General features: G+C 60.1%; 15 protein-coding genes, 4 tRNA genes and 1 riboswitch. Of the genes, 12 read left to right on the top strand and 7 right to left on the bottom strand.

Annotated features, from left to right (window positions below; genetic code table 11):
* Positions 1–11: 11 nt before the first annotated feature.
* Both folK and folB read right to left on the bottom strand, forming a co-directional pair.
* A complete protein-coding gene (gene folK, locus GWQ22_RS00990; RefSeq protein WP_275929222.1) occupies positions 12–521 on the bottom strand; it encodes a 2-amino-4-hydroxy-6-hydroxymethyldihydropteridine diphosphokinase in 510 nt (169 codons plus the stop codon).
* Positions 522–573: 52 nt separating this feature from the next.
* Complete coding sequence (gene folB, locus GWQ22_RS00985; RefSeq protein ID WP_275929221.1) at positions 574–945, bottom strand: dihydroneopterin aldolase; 372 nt, start codon at positions 943–945, stop codon at positions 574–576.
* Between the two features lie 169 nt (positions 946–1,114).
* Between folB and plsY the strand changes: the two genes are divergently transcribed.
* The 5 genes from plsY (at position 1,115) to GWQ22_RS00960 (ending at position 2,197) form a co-directional block, all read left to right on the top strand.
* Positions 1,115–1,777 carry a glycerol-3-phosphate 1-O-acyltransferase PlsY gene (plsY, locus tag GWQ22_RS00980; protein ID WP_146181775.1) on the top strand — a complete coding sequence of 221 codons (663 nt, stop codon included), beginning with the start codon at positions 1,115–1,117 and terminating at the stop codon, positions 1,775–1,777.
* 47 nt (positions 1,778–1,824) lie between these two features.
* Positions 1,825–1,900: transfer RNA gene (locus GWQ22_RS00975), tRNA-Phe, on the top strand.
* Between the two features lie 51 nt (positions 1,901–1,951).
* Positions 1,952–2,027: transfer RNA gene (locus GWQ22_RS00970), tRNA-Thr, on the top strand.
* A 10-nt stretch (positions 2,028–2,037) separates the two neighbouring features.
* Positions 2,038–2,113, top strand: a tRNA-Phe gene (locus GWQ22_RS00965).
* A gap of 8 nt (positions 2,114–2,121) precedes the next feature.
* A tRNA-Asn gene (locus GWQ22_RS00960) sits at positions 2,122–2,197 on the top strand.
* A 191-nt stretch (positions 2,198–2,388) separates the two neighbouring features.
* On the opposite strand, the gene GWQ22_RS00955 is transcribed toward GWQ22_RS00960, so the two are convergent.
* Positions 2,389–2,727, bottom strand: coding sequence for a hypothetical protein (locus GWQ22_RS00955; protein WP_275929220.1), 339 nt, complete (start codon positions 2,725–2,727; stop codon positions 2,389–2,391).
* Positions 2,728–3,296: 569 nt separating this feature from the next.
* Here GWQ22_RS00955 and GWQ22_RS00950 point away from each other — a divergent pair.
* Positions 3,297–4,469: a nucleoside recognition domain-containing protein gene (locus tag GWQ22_RS00950; RefSeq protein WP_108537870.1), complete on the top strand. Its 1,173-nt coding sequence runs from the start codon at positions 3,297–3,299 to the stop codon at positions 4,467–4,469.
* A 60-nt stretch (positions 4,470–4,529) separates the two neighbouring features.
* Here the strand turns inward: GWQ22_RS00950 and GWQ22_RS00945 are convergent, their stop codons facing one another.
* Positions 4,530–5,543: a chemotaxis protein gene (locus tag GWQ22_RS00945; protein WP_275929219.1), complete on the bottom strand. Its 1,014-nt coding sequence runs from the start codon at positions 5,541–5,543 to the stop codon at positions 4,530–4,532.
* A 208-nt stretch (positions 5,544–5,751) separates the two neighbouring features.
* On the opposite strand from GWQ22_RS00945, the gene GWQ22_RS00940 reads away from it, so the two are divergent.
* Positions 5,752–6,471, top strand: a complete 720-nt coding sequence (locus GWQ22_RS00940; RefSeq protein ID WP_275929218.1) for an SDR family NAD(P)-dependent oxidoreductase — start codon at positions 5,752–5,754, stop codon at positions 6,469–6,471.
* On the opposite strand, the gene GWQ22_RS00935 is transcribed toward GWQ22_RS00940, so the two are convergent.
* Both GWQ22_RS00935 and GWQ22_RS00930 read right to left on the bottom strand, forming a co-directional pair.
* Positions 6,458–8,521: a GNAT family N-acetyltransferase gene (locus GWQ22_RS00935; RefSeq protein WP_275929217.1), complete on the bottom strand. Its 2,064-nt coding sequence runs from the start codon at positions 8,519–8,521 to the stop codon at positions 6,458–6,460. The genes GWQ22_RS00940 and GWQ22_RS00935 overlap by 14 nt on opposite strands.
* Positions 8,518–8,832, bottom strand: a complete 315-nt coding sequence (locus GWQ22_RS00930) for an HlyU family transcriptional regulator (protein WP_042868079.1) — start codon at positions 8,830–8,832, stop codon at positions 8,518–8,520. Before GWQ22_RS00930 ends, GWQ22_RS00935 begins: the two co-directional genes overlap by 4 nt.
* Positions 8,833–8,969: 137 nt before the next feature.
* Between GWQ22_RS00930 and GWQ22_RS00925 the strand changes: the two genes are divergently transcribed.
* The 4 genes from GWQ22_RS00925 (at position 8,970) to GWQ22_RS00910 (ending at position 12,656) form a co-directional block, all read left to right on the top strand.
* Positions 8,970–9,176: a bacterioferritin-associated ferredoxin gene (locus GWQ22_RS00925; protein ID WP_275929216.1), complete on the top strand. Its 207-nt coding sequence runs from the start codon at positions 8,970–8,972 to the stop codon at positions 9,174–9,176.
* A 145-nt stretch (positions 9,177–9,321) separates the two neighbouring features.
* Positions 9,322–9,801, top strand: a complete 480-nt coding sequence (gene bfr / locus GWQ22_RS00920; RefSeq protein ID WP_275929215.1) for a bacterioferritin — start codon at positions 9,322–9,324, stop codon at positions 9,799–9,801.
* 202 nt (positions 9,802–10,003) lie between these two features.
* The gene (locus GWQ22_RS00915; protein ID WP_275929214.1) at positions 10,004–12,109 is read left to right on the top strand and encodes a DUF885 domain-containing protein; all 2,106 of its coding nucleotides are present in this window, start codon (positions 10,004–10,006) and stop codon (positions 12,107–12,109) included.
* Between the two features lie 88 nt (positions 12,110–12,197).
* On the top strand, positions 12,198–12,656 hold the full coding sequence (locus tag GWQ22_RS00910) for a methylglyoxal synthase (protein ID WP_042038964.1): 459 nt from the start codon (positions 12,198–12,200) through the stop codon (positions 12,654–12,656).
* Between the two features lie 163 nt (positions 12,657–12,819).
* On the opposite strand, the gene GWQ22_RS00905 is transcribed toward GWQ22_RS00910, so the two are convergent.
* The gene (locus GWQ22_RS00905; protein ID WP_042038963.1) at positions 12,820–13,407 is read right to left on the bottom strand and encodes a superinfection exclusion B family protein; all 588 of its coding nucleotides are present in this window, start codon (positions 13,405–13,407) and stop codon (positions 12,820–12,822) included.
* A 204-nt stretch (positions 13,408–13,611) separates the two neighbouring features.
* Positions 13,612–13,718, top strand: a riboswitch (yybP-ykoY riboswitch).
* Positions 13,719–13,807: 89 nt separating this feature from the next.
* On the opposite strand from GWQ22_RS00905, the gene GWQ22_RS00900 reads away from it, so the two are divergent.
* Positions 13,808–14,794 (top strand): sodium:calcium antiporter, encoded by a 987-nt coding sequence (locus GWQ22_RS00900; protein WP_275929213.1) that lies wholly within the window; start codon positions 13,808–13,810, stop codon positions 14,792–14,794.
* Positions 14,795–14,809 lie beyond the last annotated feature (15 nt).

Raw genomic sequence — 14,809 nt, 5'->3', positions numbered from 1 at the left:
CCCTTGTTGATTCAGTAAGGCTGCAGCTCGCACGCTTCCCAGTGAAAGGGAATAGGGCAGAGTCGCTGGGAGGCCTTGTCATAATCCTGCCACAGCTCGCCCAGCGTGCGGCCATCGACCGGATGGCGCAGGCTTGGGGCCAGTTCGGCCAGTGGCCAGAGCACAAAGGCATTGGTGAGGATCTCGCCGCGGGGCAGGGCAACCGGGGTCTCGCAGACCCGATCACCATAGAGCAGCAGATCCAGATCCAGAGTGCGCGGTGCGAACTTCTTGGCATCCGGCTCGCGGCCGTGGGCGAACTCCATGGCGCGCAGCCGTTGGCACAGGGTTGCCAGCGGCAGATCGGTGTCGGCCCCCACGACCAGGTTGTAGAAGGGGCGGCCATTGAAGCCCACCGCCTCGCTCTCGAATACCCTGGAGACCGCCAGCTCGCCGAACTCGGCCTGCAGGGCATCGAGTCCGGCGTGGATGTGGTGCTCCCGCTCTATGTTCGAGCCCAGACTGATATAGATGCGGGTCATGCGGCGCTCCCTGTCATCGGGCTTGCACCCAGACGGATATAGAAGGAGGCCATCAGTTGGCGCTCGTGGCCGGAGTACGGTGGCGCAGGATCTCGACCCCGACGCCGGCGGCATTGGGCACGGCGCCCGGTTTGGTCAGGATGACCTTGACCCATTGCACCCGCTCGTCGGCCAGCACCAGCATGGCGACCTGCTCGGCCATGGTTTCGACCAGTTCCACCACCTTGCTGGCGGCGTGATCACAAATCTTGCGAGAGAGGGTGGCGTAATCCAGTGCCAGATTGATATCGTCGGTTGCTGCGGCGGGACGGTTGTCAAACCCCATTTCGAGGTCGAAACAGAGCTTCTGGCGAATGCCTTTCTCCCACTCATAAACACCAATAGTGGCCAAAACCTCGAGTCCGCGAATAAACACCTTGTCCATGACAGTACTTCTTCTTTACTCTTGATGGGCTGTGATAACAGCGCAGGGATGCAGGCCTGGCAACCAGTTTGCCGCGCGGTCGGTTTGAACGACACGCTTTTGGGCAACGCCAAGCCAGAGAATGTGGCCCGCATCATACCCCATTCATATCGTGGTAAAAACGACCAAGATGACGGCCCTGACGATTTTGATGATTATTCTGGCCTATCTGGGCGGCTCGCTGTCCAGTGCTGTGCTGGTTTCCCGTATCACGGGTCTGCCGGATCCTCGCGATCATGGCTCACACAATCCGGGGGCGACCAATGTATTGCGCCTCGGCGGCCGCGTGGCTGCCGTTGTGGTGTTGCTGCTCGACGTGCTCAAGGGCACGGCCCCCGTCTATCTCGCCTGGTATCTGCAAATCAAACCCGTTTACCTCGGCTTGATCGGGGTGGCGGCCTGCCTCGGCCACATGTACCCCATTTTCTTCCACTTCCGTGGAGGAAAGGGGGTCGCGACGGCGCTCGGTACCATGATGCCTATCGGTTTCACCATGGGCGGTGCCGTCATCGGCACCTGGCTACTGGTACTGCTGGTGAGCGGCTACTCCTCGCTGGCCTCCATCATTACCGTGCTGCTGACCCCGCTCTTTACTTACCTGCTCAAACCCGAATACACGCTGCCGGTCTCGTTGCTCTCCTGCCTCATCCTTATCCGCCATCATGAGAACATAGCCCGCCTGCTGAAAGGGGAGGAGCCCAGAGTCTGGGGCCGTCCGGCGCAGTCCGGTCAGGAAGAAGTAGGGGAAATGTATGATGTTGCGCAAAAAAGAGACGAACGAGACAAAAAGTGAAATTTCCCGTTGACCATCCGCCTTAAAATCCGTTTAATAGCGCCCACGCCCAGATAGCTCAGTCGGTAGAGCAGGGGATTGAAAATCCCCGTGTCGGCGGTTCGATTCCGTCTCTGGGCACCAAAATTTGGTGCCATGAAATAAAAATTTGTTCATGCACAGTGGTTTAAGTGTGCCGGCTTAGCTCAGTAGGTAGAGCAACTGACTTGTAATCAGTAGGTCACCAGTTCGATTCCGGTAGCCGGCACCATTTATAGATTGCCCAGATAGCTCAGTCGGTAGAGCAGGGGATTGAAAATCCCCGTGTCGGCGGTTCGATTCCGTCTCTGGGCACCAAGTACAATTCCTCCTTAGTTCAGTCGGTAGAACGGCGGACTGTTAATCCGTATGTCACTGGTTCAAGTCCAGTAGGAGGAGCCAACACAAAAGCCCAGCAGCAATGCTGGGCTTTTTCTTTGTCTGTCGTTTACGGCCGACCAGATTCACGTGACAGGTTCGTTTGTTACTGGCTGAGTGAGAGCATGGCCGGCCGAGATAGTAGCGTCTTTCTAGTATCTCCGTTCGACAGGGATGGCACTTAATGTCTGCTGTTGTTTCATCAGCGGCCAGCGTTATCGCTGTCTTTCCGGCGTGATACCTTGCATTTTCAGCCAGAATGCCTCCTGACAGGGATTGTGGAACAGCTTGCGTAGCGGCGTGATGGGCATGGGGCTGGTGACGACGCTGTAGCTTATCCAGCATTCGGCACACAGCTGTGCAGAGGGGACTTGATCCTGCTCTGTCTGATGACAGATGACGACCCTATTGGCGAACCAATAGGTGGTTTGCTGGTGCTGGATCAGGGTGCCACTCTCGTCATGCTCGCTATAGTGTTCACTCTGCTGGCGTGTGATGGTCGCCGGCCCCGGCTGCCGATGGATGGCTTTGATATAGGTGATGAGCTGATTCATTGCTGTTCTGTTTGTGATGGGGGCGGACTTCGGCGCTGGCCGGAGGTGTCGCGATCTTAACTTACTGTATCGAGGCCGGCAATCCTGCCGCCAGACCGAACGGTGGATCACCGTCGATATGCATTTTGGCAAGTTGCTGAAGGCCTTGCTAGTCATGCCCGAGCGCTGTCAGCAGGACGGAGTCCCCTGCCACCAAGTCATCGGACTAATGCGTAACGGGTTGAACATAGGCGGCATTCAGATACGAAATCCCAGTAAGGTAGATGAAGTCTCTGGCGGAGGTTATCCACGTTCTTTCGCTGACTTGCCGCGGTTGTTATACTCCTGCCCCGCAATTTTTCCCGAGTGCTGGTTTTATCGTGCCGACCTGGTCTGATGCGGGCTTGCTGGCTATGTTGGCCCGGCAATCGCGTCTTCCTCCCGAGTGCCGTCGTCAACACTACTGACTATTCGTCCGGATGTCAGCGGAACCTTGCTGGATACGCCATTCAAGGAGCCCTTGTCGCGAGTACGTCATGAGTTCAATAACAAAAACAACGATTCACACAGAGACAGCAATCAGGATTGGTATGGAAAATCAAGCAGTTAAAGATTCGCATACATCGCAAACCTCTCTCCGCCGCTGGCTGGAGCCGGTACTGGTGCTGGCTATTCTGGGCAGCCTGTTCGGCTACCTCGGCAGCCAGATGGGGCTCTCCTCCTTGGTCAATACCCTGTTCAACACCGCCCATCAGCTGCTGCTCAATACTGTGCTCTTCATCATGGGGATTACCGTGTTGTCGGGGGCGCTGAGTCAGCTGCTCAGCGAGTTCGGGGTGATCCGCCTGCTGGAGGTGCTGCTGGCGCCGCTGATGAAGCCCATCTTCCGCCTGCCTGGGCGCACCGCCCTGGCGGCCTTGATGACCTTTTTCTCCGATAACCCGGCGGTCATCAGCCTCGCCAAAGACAGTCGCTTTCGCAAAGGCTTCACCCCCTGGCAGCTGGTCTCACTCACCAACTTCGGCACCGCCTTCGGCATGGGACTGATAGTGGTGACCTTCATGGCCACCCTGCAACTGCCGAGTGGCGAATCCACTGCCAGTGCAGCCCTGATCGGCCTGCTTGGCTCCCTCATCGGTTCAGTGGTCTCGACCCGGTTGATGCAGCACATGATCCGCCCGCTGGTGGGGGAAACCCTGATGGATGACGAGGTAGTGAGCCTGGGTGCCAAGCCTGGTCTGAGCCAGGAGTCGGCCCCCACCTGGCTGCGGGTGCTCAATGCCCTGCTCGATGGCGGCAAGTCCGGGGTGGAACTTGGGATGGCGGTGATCCCCGGGGTGCTTATCATCAGCACTTTCGTGATGCTGCTGACCTTCGGCCCGGGCGAGCAGGGTTACAATGGCGAGGCTTTCCAGGGGGTGGCGTTGCTGCCCGTGCTGGCGGCCAAGGTGGGTTGGTTGTTCGAACTGCTGTTTGGCTTCCAGCAACCGGAGCTGGTCGCCTTCCCGGCGACCTCGCTGGGGGCGGTCGGTGCTGCCATGTCGCTGATGCCTCCCTTTATCGCCAAGGGGTGGATCACCGGCAACGAGGTCGCGGTGTTTACCGCCATGGGCATGTGCTGGAGCGGTTTCCTGAGCACCCACACCGCCATGCTGGATGCCCTCGGCTATCGTCACCTGACCTCCCGTGCCATCGTGGCCCACACCATCGGCGGCTTGAGTGCCGGGGTGGCAGCCCATCAGATCTACCTCTGGCTTGGGTGAAGGGACAGTCAGCAAAAGGGCGCCTCGGCGCCCTTTTGCTTGTCTGGCCGGCTAACGGCCTTACAGATTGCCCGGTTTGGGGATGGGGATACCGATCAGGAAGTTGTCTATCATGCCGACCATGCGTCCCAGCTCGGGTTTGGTGATGGTATCGTTGGCCCCCAGCTGTAGCGCCTTCTGGCGGTTGTCGTCACTCATCAGCGACGAGAACATGACGATGGGGGTGGTCTTGAAGGCAGGGGTATCCCGCAGGCGTTTGAGCAGGTGCATGCCGTCCATGCGGGGCATCTCGACGTCTGTGATGATGCCGCTGACGAACTCGGCCACCGGGATCTTCTCCTCCTGCGACAGGCGGTCGAACTCCATCAGCATCTCCAGCCCGTCCCCCCCATCCTTGGCGGTCACCACGTTGTAGCCTGCGGTGCGCAGCGTGGTCTCTATCATCTTGCGGATGAAGGCGGAATCATCCACCACCAGCACCGTCTTGGCCTGGCGCAGTGCCATCATGCGCTCGTCGATGATGACCTTGCGATCCTGGGTCACATCGTACTTCTCCATGCTCAGCTCGGGGTTGATGTCGGCGATGATCTTCTCGAAGTCGAGGATCATGATGAGGTTGCCATCACGCCTGACCACGGCCACCACGCAATCATTCTCGCCCGCCTCCAGAAACTGGCTGGGGGACTCCACATCCTCCCAGGAGACCCGATGGATCCTGCTGACGCTGTCGATGAGAAAGCCGTTCGCCATCTTGTTGAAGTCGGTGACGATCACCACCTTGTGGCTGGGATCAGGGTTGGTCTTGATGCCAAGCCAACCCGCGAGATCCACCAACGGGATCAGCCGCTCGCGCAGGGAAAAAACACCCACCATGTGACGTTGGGCGTTGGGGTAGTCTGTGGTTTCCGGTACCCGTATCACCTCGCGCACCTTGGCGACGTTGATGCCGTAATAGGCGATCTTCTCCCTGCCATCTGGCATCTGCTTCTTGAGGTGAAACTCGATGATCTCGAGCTCGTTGGTACCGCTCTCGGTCAGGATGGATTTACGATCTTCCCCGTCTTTGGACATCATGGTCACTCTCGTGCTTCTGGTTGCGCTGGCAGCACCCGCTGCGGTTTTCCCTCAGTATAGGAATGGATCCGCCCACTCCGGGGCGATCCACACAAGCTGGCCCTCATAACTGCTTGATCCGGCAGACAGGAAGGCGCGTACCAGCTTAACAGGGAAAGAAAGAGGCGATGGAGAAGGGCATCACACTCACCGCAAACAGGAGATGAACATGAACGAGGGCGTCGTGGTGATTGGAGCCGGGGGCGGTATAGGTCAGGCGCTGGTGGCACACTGGCTGGCGACAGGGGGCGGTCCTGTCATGGCGGTCAGCCGGCAGCCGGCACCCGTCGGGTGTGATGATCCCCGCTTGCATTGGTTGCGTTGCGATTACAGCGATCAGCAGATGGCTGACGTGGTGGCCCGTATCGCCACTCTGGCCCCGAGACCGCACCGGCTGGTGATATGCAATGGTGTCCTGCATCAGGGGGGGATCAAGCCTGAAAAGCGGCTGGAAGCGCTTGATGTCGAGGCCATGGCCAGCCTCTACCAGACCAATGCCTTGCTGCCGCTGCGCTGGATCAACCAGCTGCTCCCGCTGCTTGGCGCCTCGCCCTGCACCCTAGCGGTGCTCAGCGCACGAGTCGGCAGCATTGGGGACAATCGCGCGGGGGGCTGGTATGGCTATCGTGCCTCCAAGGCAGCCCTCAACATGCTGCTCAAGTGTGCCGCCATCGAACTCGCCCGGCGTGCCCCGGGCGTCAAGCTGCTAGCGTTTCATCCGGGTACTGTGGATACCCAGCTCTCGCGCCCGTTTCACGCCAATGTGCCAGATGGCAGCTTGCAGACGCCAGAGCAGGTAGCTCGCCATCTGGTCAGTCTGATGGCGGGGCTGATACCTGACGGCGAGCTCAGCTATCTCGACTGGCAGGGCAAGACTATCGAGTGGTAGGGATATCCAGCAGGCGAGCCAGCAGGGCGCGTAGCGCCTTGATGATGGCCGGCTTGCCCGCCAGTTGCAGCCGATTGGCCAGATGTCCCCAGTCCGCATATTGCCAGATGGTGGCGATCAGCAGCTGGCGCTCGCTGGGGGTCAGGGAGGTCAGTCGTGGCAGATTGTTGGCCAGCCAGTGCTGCAAGCTGGCTTGGCACAGCTCGAACGGCTTGTGGTGGTGAGCGAAGCAGGCCAGCTCATCGCGCTCAAACTCATCTTGCATCGGTATGGCAGGGCTCCCCTTCAGACATTGCCACACCAGTTCGGGATCCAGCCCTTTCAACTCACCTGCCAGCAGGGTCGGCAGCTGGCACACGAAGCGTTGGCGCCACTGGGTCAGCTCGGCCTCCCACTCGGGTTTCAGTGCCTTGAACAGCAGAGCGGCATGGCAGCCGCTGGCGGCATCCCGTTGCAGGCCGATGCGCAGCACCTGCAGCCCGGCCCTGCGCCAGAAGGGCAGCAGATCGGCACTGGCCGAGAAGGCCGAGCCCAGATAGTCGAGCCCTTCCTCCCGGTAATACTCCTCCAGCTGGCCGAGCAGTTGCGAGCCGAGCCCGTGGCGATGCAGCGCCGGGTGGATGGCGATACGCATCACCCGGGCGTAGCTGCGCGCCCCTGCCGTTTTGAAACCGGCGTGGGCCAGCAGGGACTGGGGCAGCAGATGGCCGCGCGGACGTCGTCGGCCCGCCCAGATCTGCTCGGCCAGTGTGGGATCTATGTTGCCTTCCCTTGCCACCAGCGCGACCCCGAGCAGGCTCTGATCCTGTTCCAGCAGGTGGATGTCGAGATCCGGGCTCTCCAGCAAAGACCTGAGATCGCTTGGCGTGGTCTGGTAGTGCGCCAGCACCAGCAGGCCGAACAGCTGATGGAGTAACTTTTCGTCTTCTGCCAATGCCTCTTGGCCGATCAGCCGCCAGCCCGGGCTGGTCGGTGGCAGGGGCGGATCCACCTCGGCATTGAGGCCCAGCAGGCGAAATACCAGGGATTCCAGCGGATCGCCAAGGCTCCAGCGGATCGGCTCGCCTAAGTGGATCTCTTGCCAATCCGGCGTCTGGTGGTCCAGCACTCGCTTGAAACGCAGGTGAAAACCGCGTCCCGTGCCCTCGTAGCCGTGTTCAGTGGTGGCAAAGACGATACGGCTGTGGCGGGCCAGCATGGCCTCCAGCAGTGGCGTGGGGATGGCGGCGGCTTCGTCCACCAGCAACAGATCGGGTTGCAGGGCTTCCTCTACCAGCCGGGCCGGTGAGCAGAACTCGAGGCCAATCAGCCGTTCCACCTCTATACCCAGCGACTGTGCCGCGTGGTCAAACAGGGTGGCAACCGTGGCCTGGGAAGGGGCTGTCACCACTATCTTGAGGTCGGGTTGCTGGCGCAGCAGCTCGGCGGCGGCTAACCCCAGCAGGCTGCTCTTGCCGCGTCCACGATCGGCACTCAGCACCAGCGGGCGGCGACGATGGCCGTGCAATACCCTGTGAATGGCAGGCAGGGCCGCGGCCTGATCATGGCTCAGCCGTCGCAGTGCGCCGATCGGTTGCCAGGGCGCGAGGCTGTGGGGCGGAAGCAGGGAGAGCGCAGGATCGTCCGCCAGCAGGTGCACCAGCCGGGCGATGAAGCCGTGGCCAGCCCGGTCCGCCTCTTCTGGCTGGGCGACCAGCCGCACCCTGTCCGGATCCGGATACTCGGGCCATTGCACTCTGGGAGGCGTCAGCAGCAGCAGCAGACCGCCCGCCCGCAGTGTGCCCGCCAGCGCGCCAAAGGCGTCGGGATGAAAACCACTGAAAGCGTTGAAGACCAGGGTGTCGCACTCCTGACCGAGCCGTTGCAGCGCCTTGGCGGTGGGAACGGGCTCATGGCAGGCCGGACCTTCTCCTAGCCAATAGATGATGCCGCCCAGCAACGCTTCGGCACGGGCGATGCAATCGGCCTCGTCCCCTTCAAGCCAGACCAGTCGCCGTTCACCGGCGCGGGCCAGGGCTTGGCGCAGGGCGTTCACCTCGGCAGGGCTCATGAGGCTGAACTGTCGCCCGCTTTGACGCGAGGTTCAAACATGCGATCCCCCATCTGATCGATGAAGGTGTGGGCCTTCTGCACCATGAAACGCTCCGCATCGGCCGGATTGGCGAACAGATCGGAGCGGATGAAGATGTGGGTCTGCAGCATGCCATCCATCTCTTTGGTGATGCGGCCCGCCAACCGGTACTGGCCCCCTTCCGCCATGGGCTCGGGGTAGATGAGATAACCGGCGTATTCGGTGGGAGTCACCTCAACGACAGGGGCTGGCTTGCTTGCGAACAGGGCAGTGAACAGTTTCTTGAGCATGATGTTTTCCTCTGTGACGGGACATTGTCACCAAGGGGTTGATGGCTGGCAAGCAGGGGATCTTATTACTAATGGTTATTTGCACTACGAACCATTCTCATTTAGATTTCATTGCGTTCCAGCATGAGGTAAACACTATGTACGTCTGTTTGTGCCGCGGCATCACAGATACCCAGATCCGCAAGGCGGTACAGGCAGGCAAGACCGAGTTTCGTCAGCTCAAGCAGTCGCTGGAGGTGGGGGCCCAGTGTGGCAAGTGTGTGCGCATGACCATGGAGATCATCGCCGCCGAACTCGACAAGGCCGAGCTGGCACAGACTCCGCTCTACTACGAAGTGGCCTGATCCGGACCGCCCCTTTTCTGGCTCGACCCGCTAACAGTCTCACCCTGCCTCTCAAGCGAGCTGGATCGCCAGACCTTTTGTTGTCACCTTTCTGGACTAAGCTCTAACGATCGAGGCCTCAGGCACGCATCAAGGAGCACTGTCGATGAAAGGAGATCCCAAGATCATTACCCACCTCAACAAGGTGCTGGCCAATGAGCTGATTGCCATTAATCAATACTTCCTGCACGCTCGCATCTACGATGACTGGGGTCTCAAGGCGCTTGGGCATAAGGAGTATCACGAGTCCATCGATGAGATGAAACACGTCGACGAACTGGTCAAGCGGGTGCTGTTTCTGGAGGGGCTGCCCAACTTGCAGGATCTGGGCAAGCTGCGCATCGGTGAAACGGTCGAGGAGATGTTGCGCTGTGATCTGTTGCTGGAGATGGATGCCATCCCGGACCTGAAAGTAGCTATCGCCTACGCCGAGTCGGTGCAGGACTATATCAGTCGCGACCTGTGCCAGAACATTCTGGAAGATGAGGAGGAGCATGTGGACTGGTTGGAGACCCAGCTAGATCTCATCGATCGCATCGGGCTGGAGAACTATCAGCAGTCCCAGCTGCATCACGGCTCATCCTGACCAGTTTCGGCATGAAAGACCGATTTCAAAACCCGCTTTGGCGGGTTTTTTTTATGTTCGGCACCATCGCTTTTTATTGTTGTTATCTGTATGAAAAACAAGCTTTTTTTGTTAATCAGGTCGCAACAATACGGGCGAGAGAGATGCATTATTGGAGCCCCGTATCGTGAAACACAATAACAACAGGTGAAAGGACTACACCATGCACTTCTTGCCCAACAAGCTGGCGCTTGCCTGCGCCATCGCACTCTCCCTCGCGGCCTGCAACGACAACAGCTCCAACGCGCCGGCGGATCCCGCTGCCACCAAGGCCTCTCTGATGCAAACCATGGACGAGGCCCTGCGCGAGAGTCAGGCGCTCGACCCCTACGGTTTTGCCATTGATGCCTCCAGCATTGCCAAACGCAAGGCGCTCGACAGTGCGCTGCTCACCCGGCTGGATGCCCTGGACCCAAGCGTGCTGAGCGAGCGGGACCGATTGTTCTACGACATGATCCGCTGGGATCTGCAGATCAATCTGGCGGGCTACGAGTTGCCCCAATCCCAGATCCCGATCCACCACTTCCGCAACCGGGTGGTGGATCTGGCCGATGACGTGGGGGCTGCCCCCGCCAGCGGCAAGGCCGCCCGCACCGTCAGCAGTGGCTTCGATTACTTCGAGCAGAGCTCGGCCAAGCGGGTCGCACCGGGGGATGCGGCCTGGCGGCGGGATCTCGACCGCCCGGCCACGGCGCCAGCGCTGGCTACTCAGGCCAGGGCAACGACGGCCCCGCTGGCCTGGTATCAGGATCACCTTGTCTGGCTCAAGGCCTATGATGCCTATCTGGCCGAGGTAAAACATCAGTTCGAGCTGGGCAGCGCCCAGGGCAATACCTTGCCGGACGAGCTGGTGGACCGTCTGCTGGCCCAGCTCAACAGCAAGCTGGATGGCGAGGTGATCGCCGGTGCCTACCTCGGCTGGCAGCTGCTGCCGGGGGAGGCCGACGAGGCGCTGAGCACCGATTACAAAGCGGTGCTGGACAGTATCAATGGCCGCTATCTGGCACTGCGGGACTATCTGGATTACCAGCATGGCGGTGCCTATGGGGTGCGCCTTGGCAGTGGCGAGTGTGACGACGGTTTCTGCGGCATGACCAATGGCCGCGACTGGTATCGCTGGTTGCTGAAGAAGCACACCACCACCAATATGACGCCGGAGCAGGTGCATGAGCTGGGGCTGAGCGAGGTGGAACGTATCTTCGGTGCCATGGTCAAGGTGTGCCATACCGTCGGCAAGTGCGACAGCGATGAGGTGGCCCAGAGCAAGCAGAGCGGCCAGATCTATGACTTCTTCCGTTATCTCAACGAGCCAGCCTTCTTCTACCAGAATCCGCTGGCTGTCTGGTCCGCCAATCTCAACCCGGGCAATGTGGCCGGTGCGGCCCTGAGCGAGCCGCAGCAGCAGGCGCTGGCGGAGCATGAGCGGGCGTTGCGGGAGTACAACGGCTTCAAGAGCAAGGCGGCGCTGGTGTTGCCGGACTTCTTCGATGCCGAGCGCACCATTCCCAAATTGGATTACGAGGTGGTGCCCGTCTCCTATGATGAGGCGCCTTATGGCGGGGTCGCCTGGTATCAGGACGGTAACCCGCAGACCGGCCGCAAGGGGCAGTTCTTCCTCAATACTTACTACCCCTATGGCCTGCAGAGCTGGAACATCAGCACCCTGCTGGCCCACGAGGCGGCGCCGGGCCACCACTTCCAGATCACCATAGCCCAGGAGCTGGCGGCCAAGGATCCCGACTTCCCGCAGTATGTGGCGAATGCCTCCTATACCGCCTATGCAGAGGGCTGGGCGCTCTACACCGAATACCTGGCGGATCACGACATGGGGCTCTATCAGGGGCGTGGCCTCTATGATCCGGCGGTGGGGGATGTGAAGGTCGAGGGTTCGCCTGCCTTCAATAACCAGTTGCAGTACTTCGGCCGTCTCAACGAGGAGATGCTCAGGGCCATGCGGCTGGTGGTGGATACCGGCATTCACTGGTATGGCTGGGGCCACGACAGGGCCGTCGGCTACATGAAGGAGAACTCGGCACTGGGGGCGGGGGACATCAGCTCTGAGGTACCCCGCTACATGGCCTATACCGGTCAGGCAACCTCCTACAAGGCGGGTCAGCTGGCGCTGATCCGGATGCGGGAGTCTGCCGAGCAGGCCCTTGGCGGCCGCTTTGACCTCAAGGCGTTCCACCACCATGTGCTGGAATACGGCATGTTGCCCATCTCTGTGCTGGAGCAGAAGCACCAGCAGTGGATTGAACAGTCGAAGTGATCACAGTTACGGCGCCCGGCAAGGCAGCGGGCGCTGCTTTCGATTAGGATACAGCTCTCTTCCCATCACTATGCTACGGATGAATTCCATGGAACTGATTGCACGTGAGATGGCGCCCCACAAGCGGGTGGCGCTGGTGGCTCACGACAACATGAAGACCCCGCTGCTGAACTGGGTGATGTGCCGCAAGGAGGAGCTAAAGCTCCACCATCTCTATGCGACCGGCACCACAGGCACCATGCTCGGCAAGAAGGCACAACTGCCCATCACCTGCCTCTTCTCCGGCCCCATGGGGGGCGACCAGCAGCTGGGTGCCCTGATTGCCGAGGGCAAGATAGACGTGCTGATCTTCTTCTGGGATCCCCTCAATGCGGTGCCCCACGATCCGGACGTGAAGGCGCTGCTGCGTCTGGCGGCCGTGTGGAACATACCGGTTGCCACCAACGAGGCCACAGCGGACTTCATCATGGACAGCCCTCACATGCAGCAGGCGTTCAGCGTGCAGATCCCGGATTATGCTGGCTATTTGAAAGCCAGGACCGAATAACGGCAGATCCGCCAGTCAGTGCTGGTTATTTGAAGGCCAGGACCGAATAACGGCAGATCCGCCAGTCAGTGCTGGCGATTTGAAGGCCAGAGCCGAATAAAAACAGCCAGATAGCAAAGAGCCGGACACTGTCCGGCTCTTTTATGTGAAGGATGGCAGCAACTTAGCGCTGGAAGCCCTTCTGGGCGAACTTGGGTCTGGCGTTCATGATCTGCTCCACCTGCTCGTCGCTCATCTTGCCACGGGAGAGGCCCAGCACCTTGTAGGTGAGCAGTGGTCGCGCGGGCAGGGCTATCATCAGCGCCCGGATCTGGTTTTCGTCCTCTTTCTCTCGCACCGGCTTGCCGTAGGCGTAGGTGAGTACGCCGGCGTCCATCAGGTTTTTGACGGCAGGTTCGGTGATCGGCAAGTTTATGACGCTTTTGCGTTGTAGCACGAACTCGCGCAGCACCGCCTTCTCGTTGAAATCGAGGAAGGCGATCATCTGGGCCAGCTGATCCTGCTGACGGCGGGATTGCCATTCATCACAGGCCCACTCCCAGGCGATCAGGAAGCCCTGGCTGCAGAAGTAGGAGATGGCGATCAGCATGCCGACCCCGAGCCAGGCGGCGTGGAGCGTGGCCCACTGGCTGACGGCACCCTTCATCAGGCCGGCTGGAAACAGCAATATGATGCTGCAGCAGAGTAGCAACCAGACCATAAGCCAGTTGAGACGGTTCAGTTGATAGAAATGTTGGATCCACCGTTTCATCGTTCATCCTTCCCAAACTATTGTGGACAGTAGGCAACTCATAGCAATCGTTATGCCAAGGCGTGGGTGCCGGGGGAAAGAGTGGGGACCCGGACGGAGAAAGCGAGGGAGCTGACCAAGGGGAACCTTACATTTTCTTACAACTTATCGGGCGGATGATCATTCATTTGCCTTGTGAGGCGGCGGTCAACTTGGTAAAAAGCCCGTACTGTCATTGGGGAGTAGCAACCCGCCCGTGATCCGGGCAGGGCTCATGTCAACATTCTTGGATCTGCCGATCCATGGCATGAGCGGCGATAGCATCTATCGCTCTGCAAGACCTTTGGCCTCGATACGCAAGCCAGCCGGGCGAGCCGTATCGGGTCCATCGGTTGTTCTGCTCGCCTGGCGGTTGCCTATTATGTTGATTACCCTGCTGTTATTTCTGCTCTCTGCCGTCACCATCTACCTGGCCTGCGAATATTTCGTCAACGGTATCGAATGGACCGGCCATCACTTCAAGTTCTCCCAGAGTGCCACTGGCTCCCTGCTAGCAGCCCTCGGCACGGCCTTGCCCGAATGCATCGTTACCCTGACCGCCCTGCTGATGGGGGATGCCCCCGCCCAGCAACAGATAGGGATAGGCGCCGCCCTCGGTGGCCCTCTGGTGCTCTCCACCATAGGCTATGCCGCCGTCGGCGTGACCCTGCTGCTGTGCATGAGCCGTGAGCACAGAGTCATCGATGGCGAGGTGCAGCGCGAGATAGGGCGGGATCAGGCCTGGTTTGTCGGTATCTTCCTGGTGGCGGTGGCCCTTGGCATGGTGGCATTCACCGGTAAAGCCTGGCTGGCACCGCTGTTCGTGCTGGTTTATCTGGTCTATGTGCGGCGTGAACTGAAACAGACCGACAGCCACGAGGTCGCGTTGCCAGAGCCCCTCAAGCTGGATCCCAAGGCCGAGATCCCGGCGCTTGGCAAGGTACTGCTGCAGACCCTGGTGGCGTTGGGGGTGGTGGCGCTGGCGGCGCAGCTGTTCGTCCATCAGCTGGAGAGCATGGGTGAGCTGTTCGGCCTCTCTCCCGTGCTGGCGGCCCTGCTGCTGAGTCCGGTGGCGACCGAGATGCCCGAGTTGATGAATGTGCTGATCTGGGTACGTCAGGGCAAGAACCGGCTGGCGCTGGCCAACATCTCCGGCGCCATGATGATCCAGGGCACCATTCCCAAGGCATTCTGCCTGCTGTTCACCCCCTGGTTGCTGGATAGCACCATGATGGTCTCCTCGCTGGTGACCCTGCTGGCGGTGGCACTGCTGTGGTGGGGCTTTAGCCGTGGACGGATGACGGCGGGCAGATTGGCCTGCGTGGGGCTCGTGTACTTGGGTTTCTGCGGCTGGCTGATGGTGAGCTGATGGCGCGCTCTATGT

This window comes from Aeromonas sp. 1HA1 (assembly GCF_029237385.1).
GTDB classification, from domain to species: domain Bacteria; phylum Pseudomonadota; class Gammaproteobacteria; order Enterobacterales; family Aeromonadaceae; genus Aeromonas; species Aeromonas popoffii.
Note: the sequence above shows the minus strand (reverse complement) of the source record. Positions and strands in the feature narration are given on the sequence as shown.